The sequence below is a fragment of the Prosthecomicrobium pneumaticum genome (genome assembly GCF_014199915.1).
Classification (GTDB): Bacteria; Pseudomonadota; Alphaproteobacteria; order Rhizobiales; family Kaistiaceae; genus Prosthecomicrobium; species Prosthecomicrobium pneumaticum.
On record NZ_JACHOO010000001.1, the window covers coordinates 222,222 to 235,272 of the forward strand.

Consider the following 13,051-nt stretch of genomic DNA (forward strand, 5'->3'; position numbering starts at 1 on the left):
ATCGGCAAAATGGCTCTCGGTCTCGGTTCGATCGCCTTTGTCGGCTTCAATGCCGATGGCAACGACAATCTCGCCTTCGTCGCGCTCGAGCCGATCGCGGCCGGCGCGGTGATCTGGTTCACCGACGACGAATGGACGGGACTGGCCCTCAACACCGGCGAGAATCGCTGGAGCTGGACCGCGACGGCCGATATTCCAGCCGGCACGGTCGTCACGCTCGACGCCCTGAACACCGCGTCGCCGACCAGCAATCGCGGCACGGTCGCCTATGCGACGACGGCCAGCAAGGACATCGGCAACTCGAACGAGATCATCTACGCCTATGTCGGCACGGCCGAAACGCCGACGACCTTCCTCGCGGCGATCGGTAACGACACCTTCGTGCAGGGGGGCGGAGCGCTCGGCGGCACCGGCCTCGTCGAAGGCGTGACCGCGCTGTCGCTCGGCCTGCTCGACGCGGACGCGGATATCGCGGCCTATAGCGGTCAGCGCGCGACTTCGGGCTCGATGACCGACTTCCTGCACATGATCAATGACCGGCAGAACTGGATCACGCAGGACACCGGCAGCAACGACGCGACGGACAGCACCGCGCCCGATGCGCCTTTCCCGGCCACCGGCTTCGTCGCCGATCCGAGCGCCCAGAGCATCGCCTTCGCGCCCGGCTCGCTGGTCGTTTCGAAGAGCGAAGGCGAGTCCGGTTCGACGAGCTTCACCTTCACCGTGACGCGCAGCAACGGCACTGCCGGCGAGCTCGCCTTCTCGGGCACGCTCACGGCGTCCGGCACGGTGGGCGCAGCGGATTTCGGCGGCACATTGCCGACCACCTTCTCCGGCACCATCGCCGACGGCGCCGCCTCCGGCACCGTGACGATCACGGTCTCGGGCGATGCGACCTATGAAGTCGACGAGGCCTTCTCGCTGACCCTCAAGACGGCCGCCAACAGCACGGTCCCTGCCTTCGTCGCGGGCAGCGGCCAGGTCGCGACCGGCACCATCGTCAATGACGATCCCAATCCGGCATCGATCGCCTTCGTGGGCTTCGACGCCTCCGGGACCGACCATCTCGCCTTCGCCGCGCTGTCCGACATCGCCGCCGGCACGGTGATCTGGTTCACCGACAATTCCTGGAACGGCACGATTTTCGGTAACACCGAGAACAGCTGGAGCTGGACCGCCACCGCCGATGTCGCGGCCGGCACGATCGTGCGGCTCGATGACCTCGCCACTCAGACTCCGACGAGCAATCTCGGCACGATCAGCTACGCAACCACGAAAACGCGGGACTTGAGCGCGACGAGTGAGTTCGTCTACGCCTATCTCGGCAGCGCCACGGTCCCGACCGTCTTCCTCGCGGCGATCGGCAACAGCAATTTCAACGCCGCCGCCTCGACCCTCGCGGGCACCGGTCTGGTGCTCGGCGAGACGGCGATGTCGGTGGTCGGCCTCGATTCCGGCGCGGACATCTTCGTCTATAGCGGCCCGCGCGAGGGCTCGGCCGACTTCTCCGATTATCTCGGCCTTATCAACGATCCGAAGAACTGGACGATCCAGGACGACGGCGCGCTCGCCGGCTCGGACGGTGTCGCGCCCAACGTTCCGTTCTCCTCCTCGGCCTTCTTCGCCGGCACCGGAACGCAGGCGGTCGGCTTTGCGCCCGGCTCGCTCTCGGTCTCCCATCCCGAAGGTGACAGCGGCGCGACGCTCTTCACCTTCAGCGTGGAGCGGACGGGCGGCACGACCGGCGCGGTCGACTTCTCCGGCGTCGTCCTCAGCCGGATTGCGACCGGCGCCGATTTCGGCGGTGTCGTCCCCGCCTTCAGCGGCACGATCGCAGCCGGCGAGACCTCGGCGACGGTGACGATCTCCGTCGCAGGAGACGTCGCCGCCGAAATGAGCGAGGTGTTCGATCTGCACCTGCAGTCGGTCACGAATGCCGATGCCCCGGCGGCGATCGGCGCGAACGACGTCGCCTCCGGAACCATCGTCGACGACGATGGCGGCGTGACGATCGCCTTCGTCGGCTTCAATTCGATCGGCCAGAACAACAATCTCGCCTTCGCCGCACTGTCCGATATTCCGGTCGGCACCACCATCCACTTCACCGACAATGAATGGGACGGCACCAAACTCGTCGACGTCGCGGCCGGTGGTTCCGGCGCCGGGCCCGGCGAGAGCACCTGGAGCTGGACCGCGAGTGCGGACATCCGCGCCGGCAGCGTCGTCACGCTCGACGACCTCAACACCGCGCCGACCAGCAATCTCGGCACCATCGCGTATAGCGGCACGGCGACGCCCGACATCGGCGAGTGGCTGAACGACGGCTTCGAGATCGTCTATGCCTATGTCGGTACGCTCGGCACGCCCGACCGCTTCCTCTCGGCGATCGCCAACACCCAGTTCGACTACTACAACACCCTCGACGGCACCGGCCTCGTCGAAGGCATCAATGCCGTGTCGCTCGGCAATTACTCGACCGGCACCACCAATATCGCCGTCTATGACGGTCCGCGCGCCGGCGCCGGCGATTTCGCCGCCTATGTATCGCTGATCAACGATCCGGCGAACTGGCTGCGCCAGGATTATGCCACCGCGACGGTCGACGGCACCGCGCCGGATGCGCCGTTCGTTCCGACCGGCTTCACGGTCGATCCGGCGACGCAGATCGTCTCCTTCGCCGCCGGCTCGCTCGCCCTGTCGCAGGACGAGGGCGATACGGGTGACGCCACCTACACCTTCACCGTCACGCGGTCCGGCGGCACGACGGGCGCCGTCGATTTCGCCGGGACGGTGACGAGCGCCAGCGCGAACGGCGCGGATTTCGGCGGCTCGCTGCCCCACTTCACGGGCACGATCCCGGACGGCGTCAGCTCTGTCGAGGTGACGATCACCGTCAAGGGCGACCATCTGCCCGAGGGTGACGAGACCTTCGCCGTCCGGCTCGGCTCCGTCGTCAATGCCGCTGCGCCGGTCGCGCTCGGCGAGGACATCGTCGCCACCGGCGGCATCGTCGAAGACGATGTCGCGCCGCAGATCGCCTTTGTCGGCTTCAACAGCGATGGCGCCGACAACCTCGCCTTCGTGGCGCTCGGTCCGATCGTCGCCGGAACGCAGATCCAGTTCACCGACAAGTCGTGGAACGGCCAGTCCTTCTATACCGGCGAGAGCGCCTTCACGTGGACGGCATCGACCGATATCGCCGCGGGTACGGTCGTCACGCTCGACGGTCTCGCCGCTGGTGAGACGTCGACGAGCAATCTCGGCACCGTGGTCTTCACGGACTCGACCGCGCGCGATATTGATGGCGGCTTCGAGACCGTGTTCGCCTTTCTCGGCTCGGTCGACCAGCCGACCGCTTTCCTCGCCGCGATCAGCAATGGCGGCTTCGGTGAAGGCAGCTCGACGGGCGTCTCGCTCGCCAATACCGGGCTCAGCCTCGGCGATGGCGCGGTGAGCGTCGACCAGGCGGACATCGCCGCCTATACGGGCCCGCGGATCGGCACCTCCTTCGAGGAGTTCCGCTCCTTTCTCTTCGATAGCGCCTACTGGGTCTCCCAGAACGGTTCGGGCAAGGCCAATGACGGCACTGCGCCGGACCTGCCTTTCTCGATCGCGCCGCTCGTCTCCGATCCGGCGAGCCAGACCATCTTCTTCAGTCCCGGTGCGATCAATGTCGCGCAGAGCGAGGGTGATGCCGGGACAACGGTGCTGACCTTCACCATCATGCGCACGGGCGGCAGCGGCACCACCGGCGAACTGTCCTTCGGCGGCACTCTGGCCGCGGGGACCACCGACGCGGCGGATTTCGGCGGCACGCTCCCGACGACCTTCAGTGGCACCATTGCCCCCGGCGAGTCCAGCGCGGTCGTCAGCATCGTCCTCTCGGGCGATGTCGATGTGGAGCCGGCCGAGACCTTCGAACTGACGCTCACCTCGGTCTCGAACGGCACCGAGAGTGTGGCGATCGATCCGGCCCGCGCCACCGCGGTCGCGACCGTGCTGAATGACGACCCGCTCGTCATCGCCGACGGCGAGACGCGCACGACCCAGGTTAAGCTGACCGGCACCGACACGCTCGTCATCGAGCACGGCGGCACGCTGTCGGTTCTCTCCGGCAGTCCGGTCGGCTTCGTCGGCCCGATGACCGACGTGACGGTCGACAATTCCGGTGTGATCGATGGAGGAACCGGATCGGCCTTCGAAGCCAATCTGGAGCAGGTCGGCCCGGTCTTCTTCACCATCTGGAACCGGGAAGGCGCGATCATCCGCTCGGCGAGCGAGTTCCGCCTCGGCGGCACGGCGACGAGCCAGCTCGTCACGATCAACAATGCCGGCACGATGATCACGGCCAGCCGCAACATCGACGTCAACAACTTCCCGGCGGCGCCGACGGTGGTCAACAATTACGCCACCGGCCTCATCGAAAGCGCCGCCAACAGCGAGGCGATCCGCGGGCCGGCGATCGTCAACAATTGGGGCATCATCCGGCAGCGCGATGCCGGCACGAGTTCGGCCGATCAGGCGGCGATCGACTTCGAAGGCAAGCCCGGCGGCATCGTCAACAATTATGCAGGCGGCCTGATCGAGGGCAACAAGCACGGCGTGACCGGCAGTGATCCGATCCGTGTGCTGAACGAGGCCGGGGCGACGATCATCGGGCACAACGGTTCCGCCATCAACATCGATACCGATCCCGGCGTCGAGAACACCGTCTATGTCACCAATCACGGCACGCTGATCGGCGCGTCGTTCAACCTCGCCGACTCCGACGGCGATGCGATCGACACCGACGGCCTCGCGGTGATCGAGAACTGGGGCTCGATCCGCGGCATCGGCCACAATGGCTATCACAGCGGCGAGCCGAACCTGTCGGAGGGCATCGCGTCCGGCGGCGGCTCGATCCGCAACTATGAGGGCGCCGAGATCTATGGCTACGGGCGCGCCATCCAGATCGACAATTCCGGTAATGGCGCCGCCTACTCGGCGACCACGATCTACAATGAGGGCCTGATCCAGGGCGGCGGTAACCTTCCGACCGGCGTCGTCGCGGCCGATTCGCTCCTCTACACGCCGGTCAACGGCGAGGCGATCAACATCCTCGGCGGCTGGGCGGACGAGCTCGAGAACACCGCCACCGGCGTGATCGTGGGCGGCGTCCGGATGGGCGGCGGCGACGATCGGCTCGTCAATGCGGGCTCGATCTCGGCGACGGGCGGCTCGGCGGTCGATATGGGCGCCGGCGACGACGTCGTGACGCTCGATGCGGGGGCCGAGGTGGTCGGCGCGATTCTGCTCGGCGACGGCGACGACCGCCTGACCGCGGTCGATGGCGATCTCGACGTCTCGGGCGGGGCGGGCGACGACGCGATCACGGCCGGCGCGGGCGACGATGTGATCGCCGGCGATGACGGGGCCGACACGCTCGACGGCGGCGCCGGCGACGATCAGCTCGACGGCGGCGCGAATGCCGACCGGCTGTTCGGCGGCTCGGGCGACGATCTCCTCTTCGGCGGCACGGGCGACGATGTGCTCGTCGGCGGCTCGGGCGACGATCAGATCGACGGCGGCGCGGGTGTCGATACGGTCGATTATTCGGCCGACATGGCCGGCGTCACCGTCGATCTCGCGGTCGGCACCGCTTTCGGCGAGACGATCGGCGCGGACAGCCTCGCCGGCATCGAGATCGTCATCGGCGGCTCCGGCCATGACACGCTGACCGGCGACGACGGTGACAATGTCTTCTTCGGCGGGCTCGGCAACGATACGATCGCCGGGGGCGCGGGCTTCGACACGCTCGATCTCTCGGGCGCCAGCGGTGCGGTGACGATCGGCTCGGGTCGGGTGTCGGCCGCCGGTATCGGCACCGACAGCTTCACCGGCATCGAGGCGTTCCGCTTCGGCGACGCGGCCGACACCGTCACCGGTGGCAATGGCGACGAGACGCTCGACGGCGGGGCGGGTGACGATGTGGTGAAGGGCGGTGCCGGCAACGACGCCGTCACCGGCGGCACGGGCGACGACACGGTGGACGGCGGCTCCGGCGACGACGTCGTCGACGGCGGCGCGGGCACGGACACGGTGCGCGGCGGTTCGGGCGGTGACACCGCCCGGGGCGGCGCGGGCGACGACGCGATCGACGGCGGCTCGGGCGACGATCTCCTCTTCGGCGACGCCGGCCGCGACACGATCGCCGGCGGTTCGGGCGACGACACGATCGAGGGCGGGGCGGACGACGACGTGCTGTCGGGCGGTTCGGGCCACGACGTGTTCGTTTTCGCGGCGGGCTTCGGCCATGACCGGGTGACGGATTTCTCGCTCTCCGGGTCGAGCGCCGACGTGATCGCCTTCGCGGACGATCTCTTCGCCGATTTCGCCGCCGTTCTCGGCGCGGCGGATCAGGTCGGCCGCGACGTGGTGATCACGATCGACGACGCGACCAGCCTGACCCTCGCCAACGTCAAGCTCGCCGCCCTCGCCGCCGACGACTTCCGCTTCGCCTGAGGCGGGGCCGGGCGCCTGGCCGGCCGGGTGCGCGCCCGACGACCCCGCGCACCGGCCAGCCCGCCCGTCCGGCGGTCCGGTGGCGGCCCCCGCCGCGCCGTTTCACCAGAAGAGGATCGGCCGGCCGGTGTAGTCGCCGCGCAGGCCGTGCTTCAGCCGGCTCGCAACGGACCGGTCGCGCAGCCGATGGCAGTGGAACACCTGGCCGTAGCCGGTCGGCGGCCGGGCGAGGCCGTCGCCGAAATCCTCCGCCGTCCGGCGCGGCACGCGCGGGCCGAACTGGGAGGGATCGGGGAAGCGCGGCAGGCCCGCCTTCTGGGAGAGAATGGTCAGCACCGACTGGTCGTGCCGGTGCTCGATGAAGCCGTCGAAATTCGGCAGGCCGAGCCGGTTCGGGTCGTCGGTCAGCCGCTCGCGATAGGGAAAGGCCCGCGCCATCTCGGCGACGAAGGCCTCCGCCTCGGGCCCAGCGCGGTAGAGCTGAAAGCCGCTGACGAGCTGCGCGTTCTCCCAGAAGGCCGGGGTGTCGGCGTCCATCGAGACGAAGCAGTCGCGCTTCGTCCAGAGCCGCTGCGGCACCGGTCCACCCATCTCGAACAGCACGATCGGGTGCTCGTCGGCGAGCGCGAGCAGCGGCTCCGGGTCGCCGACGAGCGTCATCGCGACGTCGGTATAGAGAACGAGGTCGCCCGGGCGGCTGGCCCTGAGCGCGTCGGCGATGATCGCCGGCTTCCACAGCCAGTAGCCGGCGCCGCGCCGCTCGGCCATGATCTCGGGATGCCGCTCCGCGAGGTCGCGCGCGACGGGCGAGTGGGGTCCGTAGAGGCGGAAGGCGCGCAGGCCGGCGCGCTGCGAATACCGCTCGGCGAGCCGGGCCGCTTGGGCGAGATCGGACGTCGCATAAGCGATGTGGGTGGTCCGCGCCGCGTATCGTCCGCTCAACGCCGTCTCCGCGCCGGTGAGGCGGCACTGTCGCGAGGCCGGCGCCGCAGGTCAAGCGCGTGCGTCGGCCGCCGCCTCGAGCAGGGCGAGCGCCTCCGCGACGGTGGCGAGCCGGATAGCCGAACGGCCCTCGTCGGGGAAGGTGTGCACCGCATGACGGGCCGGCGCGCCGCGGCGGGCGAGGCCGAAATGCACGAGGCCGACCGGCTTCTCCGCCGAACCGCCGCCCGGCCCGGCGATGCCGGTCACGGCGACCGCGACATCGGCCTCCGAGCGGGCGAGCGCCCCGACGGCCATCGCGAGCGCGACCTCCCGGCTGACCGCGCCGACCCGCCCGATCAGCGTCGCCGGCACGCCGAGCATCGCCGTCTTCGCCGCGTTCGAATAGGTGACGAAGCCGCGGTCGACCACCGCCGAGGAGCCGGCGACCTCGGTCAGCGCGGCCGCGATCAACCCGCCGGTGCAGGATTCGGCGGTGGCGATCGTCAGCCCGCGTTCGGAATAGAGCCGGACGAGCGCAGTCGCGCGCGCGAGGAGGGGGGTGAGATCGGTCATGGCGTCTCCTCGCCGGGCGGGTCGACGGGATAGGGCAGGCGGATGGTCGCGGTGGCGATCGCGGCGATGCCTTCGCCGCGGCCGAGCGCGCCGAGCTTCTCGTTGGTGGTCGCCTTGACGCCCACCCGGTCCGCGCCGATGCCGCAGATCGCAGCGATCCGCGCCCGCATCGCCGTTCGGTGCGGGCCGATCCGCGGCGCCTCGGCGACGATGGCGAGGTCGAGATGGGCGATCACACCGCCGCGCGCCCGCACGCGCTCCGCCGCGAAGGCGAGGAAGCGATCCGAGGAGGCGCCCTTCCATTGCGGATCGGAGGGCGGGAAATGGTCGCCGATATCGCCTTCGGCGAGCGCGCCGAGCAGGGCGTCGGTCAACGCATGCAACGCCACGTCGGCGTCGGAATGCCCGGCGAGCCGCCGGTCGTGCGGGATCGGAACACCGCCGAGATGAACGGTGTCGCCGTCGGTGAAGGGGTGGATGTCGTAGCCCGTGCCGACCCGCGTCTCGCCGAGGATGAGCAGCCCGTCCTGCCGCAGGCGGCGGCCGGCGGCGGCGATGTCGGCCGGCGTGGTGAGCTTCACGTTCTCCGCCTCGCCCGGCACCAGCGTGACCGGCACCCCCGCCCATTCCATCACCGCGGCGTCGTCCGTCGCGGCGAGACCCGCCGCGGCCGCACCGCGATGCGCGGCGAGGAGCGTCTCGAGTCGGAATCCCTGCGGCGTCTGCGCGCCGAAGAGGCCGCCCCGATCGACCGTGGCTATGACGCGGCCGTCGCCGTCCGCCCGCTTCAGCGTGTCGGTGACCGGCGTCGCGGGCAGCACGGCGTCGGCCCCCTCGAGCGCGGCGATCACCCGGCCGATCAGCGCGGCCGACGCGAAGGGCCGCACCCCGTCATGCACCAGCACATGCGTCGCCCCCTCTGCGGCGAGCGCCTCGAGCCCGCGCAGCACCGTCTCCTGCCGCGTGGCGCCGCCCTTCACCGGCGGCAGCAGACGCGGATGCTCGCCGACGGCGGCGTCGTAGAGCGGGCCGTCCTCGGCCCCGATCGCCACCAGCACCGGACCGATGCCTTCATGCTGCATGAAAATCTCGACGGTCCGGGCGAGGATCGCCCGGCCGCCGATCCTCTGGTATTGCTTCGGCACCGCGCCGCCCGCTCGCACGCCGCGGCCGGCGGCGACGATCAGGACGGCGGGCTTTGTCTGCAGCATGGGCATGATCCGGTCGATTTCGGCCGCATGGTTCATCAATTTCGCGCCGCGGCGCAACAAGCCTCTTGCCGCGCCATAATTGCTGACTACGATGTGGGCAAAATCGGAAGATGCCTAATCGATAGTCAATCGGTGAATGTGGTCTTGAAGCCCCTGCAAACAGCACGATTAGCGGAGCCGCTGGCGATCGGGTCGGTGACGATTCCGAACCGGGTTCTGCTCGCGCCGATGTCGGGCGTTTCGGACCGGCCGTTCCGCCGCATCGCGGCTCGCTTCGGCGCCGGCATGGTCGTCTCCGAAATGGTGGCGAGCGAGGACCTCGTCGGCGGCGATCCGGAGATCGCGACGCGCGCCGAGGCGACCGGGGTCGGGCCGCATGTCGTGCAGCTCGCCGGCCGCGAGGCGCACTGGATGGCCGAGGGGGCGCGCGTCGCCGCCGGCGCCGGCGCCGACATCATCGACATCAATATGGGCTGCCCCGCGAAGAAGGTGACGAGCGGCTGGTCGGGCTCCGCGCTGATGCGCGACCTCGACCATGCCGAGCGGCTGATCGCGGCGACGGTCGAGGCGAGCCCGGTGCCGGTGACCCTCAAGATGCGGCTCGGCTGGGACGAGCGCTCGCTCGTCGCGCCCGAACTCGCCCGCCGGGCGGAGGCGGCCGGCGTCGCGCTCGTCACCGTGCACGGCCGCACGCGCTGCCAGTTCTACAAGGGCTCGGCCGACTGGGCGGCGATCCGCGCCGTGAAGGAAGCGATCGCCATCCCGCTGGTCGCCAATGGCGATCTCGTCGCGCCGGGCCAGCTCGGCGCGATGCTCGCCGCCTCGGGCGCCGACGGGGTGATGGTCGGCCGCGGCGCCTATGGCCGGCCCTGGCTGCCCGGCCATCTCGCCCGCTTCGCCGCAACCGGCGTGATGCCCGAGGCCCCGTCGGGCGTCGCGCTCTTCGAGATCGTCGCGGGCCAGTACGAGGAGATCCTCGCGCTCTACGGCGCGGCGCTCGGGGTGCGCATCGCGCGCAAGCATATCGGCTGGACGCTCGATGGCGCCGGCCTCGGCGGCGCGCTCCGCGCCGCGATCCTGACCGAAACCGATCCGGCCCGCGTGCTGCCCCTCCTCGAGGCGGCGCTCACGGCCGATGCAGCAAGGAGGGCCGCATGAGCCCCGCCATCTCACCCGCCGGCGGCCCGAAGGGCGCGAAGCCGGTGGACACGAAGGGCGTCAAGCCGATGGAGACGCCGATCGGTCCGCTGATGCTCGACGCCCTGCCGCATCCCGTCCTGCTCGTCGATCCGCGCGGCCACATCACCCAGGCGAACAACGCCGCGCAGGATTTCTTCCAGGCCTCCGTCGCCGTGATGCGCCGGCACCCGATCGCCCATTTCGTGCCGTTCGGCAGCCCGCTGCTCGCGCTGATCGAACAGGTGCGCACCCGCGGCGCGGCGGTCAACGAATACCGCGTCGATGTCGGCACGCCGCGCACCGGCGAGCGCGTCGTCGACATCTTCGCGACGCCGCTGCAGGACCAGTCGGAGGAGGTCGTCGTCATGCTGCAGGAGCGCGGCATGGCGGAGAAGATGGATCGCCAGCTCACCCATCGCGGCGCGGCGCGCTCGGTCACCGGCCTCGCCGCGATGCTCGCGCACGAGATCAAGAACCCGCTCTCCGGCATACGCGGCGCGGCGCAGCTCCTCGAGACCTCGGTCGACGACGCCGACCGGGCGCTGACCCGCCTGATCTGCGACGAGGCGGACCGCATCGTGAAGCTCGTCGACCGGATGGAGGTGTTCTCCGACGAGCGGCCGATCGAGCGCAGCCCGGTCAACATCCATTCGGTGCTCGAACACGTGAAGCGGCTCGCCCAGTCGGGCTTCGCCCGCAACATCCGCATCGTCGAGGAATACGATCCCTCGCTGCCTTTCGTCTTCGCCAACCGCGACCAGCTGATCCAGGTCTTCCTCAACCTCGTGAAGAATGCGGCGGAGGCGATCGGCGACGATCCGGACGGCGAGATCCTGCTGACGACGGCGTTCCGGCCGGGCATCCGGCTCTCCGTGCCGGGGACGCCGAACCGGGTCACCCTGCCGCTCGAATTCGTCGTGCGCGACAACGGCCCGGGTGTCCCCGCCGACATGATGCCTCATCTCTTCGATCCCTTCGTCACCACCAAGACGAACGGAACCGGGCTCGGCCTCGCCCTCGTCGCCAAGATCATCGGCGACCATGGCGGCGTCATCGAATGCGAATCGCAGCCGCGGCGGACGGCCTTCCGCGTGTTGATGCCGGCCTGGCCGGGCACTGGCGACCCCCCTGAGCGGGAGTGAAAGGACAGCTTCCATGCCGAACGGCAACATCCTCGTGGCGGACGACGATGCGGCGATCCGGACGGTGCTCAACCAGGCGCTGTCGCGGGCCGGCTACGAGGTCCGGCTGACCTCGAACGCGGCCACGCTGTGGCGCTGGGTGAGCCAGGGCGAGGGCGACCTCGTCATCACCGATGTGGTGATGCCCGACGAGAACGCCTTCGACCTCCTGCCGCGCATCAAGCGGGCGCGGCCGGAACTGCCGGTCATCGTGATGAGCGCGCAGAACACCTTCATGACGGCGATCCGTGCTTCCGAGCGCGGCGCCTACGAATATCTGCCGAAGCCGTTCGACCTCAAGGAGCTGATCTCGATCGTCGGCCGCGCGCTGTCCGAGCCGAAGCTGCGCCGGCGCGACGATCCGGGCGACGATCCGGGCGAGAACATCCCGCTCGTCGGCCGCTCGCCGGCGATGCAGGACATTTACCGCGTGCTCGCGCGGCTGATGCAGACCGACCTGACCGTGATGATCGCCGGCGAATCGGGCACCGGCAAGGAGCTGGTCGCCCGGGCGCTGCACGATTACGGCAAGCGGCGCACCGGACCCTTCGTCGCGATCAACATGGCGGCGATCCCGCGCGACCTGATCGAAAGCGAGCTGTTCGGCCACGAGAAGGGGGCCTTCACGGGCGCCCAGGCGCGTTCCGCCGGCCGGTTCGAACAGGCCGAGGGCGGAACCCTGTTCCTCGACGAGATCGGCGACATGCCGATGGAGGCGCAGACCCGGCTGCTCCGCGTCCTGCAGCAGGGGGAATACACGACCGTGGGCGGCCGCACGCCGATCAAGACCGATGTGCGGATCATCGCCGCGACCAACAAGGACCTGCGCATCCTGATCAATCAGGGCCTGTTCCGCGAGGACCTGTTCTTCCGCCTCAACGTCGTGCCGATCCGGCTGCCGGCGCTGCGCGAGCGGGCGGAGGATATCCCCGATCTGGTCCGCCACTTCTTCCAGCTCGTCGAGAAGGAGGGCCTGCCGAACAAGCAGATCGAACCCCCGGCGCTCGAGCGGCTGAAGCGCTATCGCTGGCCGGGCAATGTCCGCGAGCTCGAGAACCTGATCCGCCGGCTCGCCGCGCTCTATCCGCAGGACGTGATCACCGAGAACATCATCGAGACCGAACTCGATACGCCGGCGCAGGCGCTCGCGCCGGCGGAATCGGGCAATGAGGACACGCTCTCCGGCTCGGTCGAGCGCCACCTGACGGCCTATTTCGAGGGTTTCGGCGACAACCTGCCGCCGCCCGGCCTCTACCACCGCATCCTGCGCGAGGTCGAATACCCGCTGATCAGCGCCGCCCTCGCCGCGACCCGCGGCAACCAGATCAAGGCGGCCGAACTTCTCGGCGTCAATCGCAACACGCTCCGGAAGAAGATCCGCGACCTCGACGTCCAGGTGATCCGCAGCTCCCGCTGACGGGGCGGTCCCGACACGCAATGTGGCGCCTTCGCCACATTGCTGTTGCAATCGGGCCGCAGCTT

General features: G+C 69.6%; 7 protein-coding genes. 4 read left to right on the forward strand and 3 right to left on the reverse strand.

The features are described 5' to 3' along the window. Window positions 1–9 precede the first annotated feature (9 nt). A complete protein-coding gene (locus tag GGQ63_RS21830) occupies window positions 10–6,501 on the forward strand; it encodes a beta strand repeat-containing protein (RefSeq protein ID WP_246429550.1) in 6,492 nt (2,163 codons plus the stop codon). Window positions 6,502–6,603: 102 nt separating this feature from the next. On the opposite strand, the gene GGQ63_RS01025 is transcribed toward GGQ63_RS21830, so the two are convergent. Genes GGQ63_RS01025 through GGQ63_RS01035 form a run of 3 tightly spaced genes read right to left on the reverse strand, consistent with a single transcriptional unit; the run spans window position 6,604 to window position 9,209 of the window. Further along, entirely contained in the window at window positions 6,604–7,443 is an 840-nt protein-coding gene (locus GGQ63_RS01025) for a hypothetical protein (RefSeq protein ID WP_183851737.1), read from the reverse strand. Between the two features lie 51 nt (window positions 7,444–7,494). Continuing rightward, window positions 7,495–7,998 carry a CinA family protein gene (locus GGQ63_RS01030; RefSeq protein WP_183851738.1) on the reverse strand — a complete coding sequence of 168 codons (504 nt, stop codon included), beginning with the start codon at window positions 7,996–7,998 and terminating at the stop codon, window positions 7,495–7,497. Further along, complete coding sequence (locus tag GGQ63_RS01035) at window positions 7,995–9,209, reverse strand: bifunctional 2-C-methyl-D-erythritol 4-phosphate cytidylyltransferase/2-C-methyl-D-erythritol 2,4-cyclodiphosphate synthase (protein ID WP_183851739.1); 1,215 nt, start codon at window positions 9,207–9,209, stop codon at window positions 7,995–7,997. Before GGQ63_RS01035 ends, GGQ63_RS01030 begins: the two co-directional genes overlap by 4 nt. Window positions 9,210–9,404: 195 nt before the next feature. On the opposite strand from GGQ63_RS01035, the gene dusB reads away from it, so the two are divergent. From dusB to ntrC, 3 genes are all read left to right on the forward strand, one after another. Next, a complete protein-coding gene (gene dusB, locus GGQ63_RS01040) occupies window positions 9,405–10,367 on the forward strand; it encodes a tRNA dihydrouridine synthase DusB (protein ID WP_343061051.1) in 963 nt (320 codons plus the stop codon). A 68-nt stretch (window positions 10,368–10,435) separates the two neighbouring features. Beyond that, on the forward strand, window positions 10,436–11,530 hold the full coding sequence (locus tag GGQ63_RS01045; RefSeq protein WP_183852584.1) for a two-component system sensor histidine kinase NtrB: 1,095 nt from the start codon (window positions 10,436–10,438) through the stop codon (window positions 11,528–11,530). 13 nt (window positions 11,531–11,543) lie between these two features. After that, window positions 11,544–12,986 carry a nitrogen regulation protein NR(I) gene (ntrC, locus tag GGQ63_RS01050; protein WP_183851741.1) on the forward strand — a complete coding sequence of 481 codons (1,443 nt, stop codon included), beginning with the start codon at window positions 11,544–11,546 and terminating at the stop codon, window positions 12,984–12,986. The last annotated feature ends 65 nt before the right edge of the window (window positions 12,987–13,051 follow it).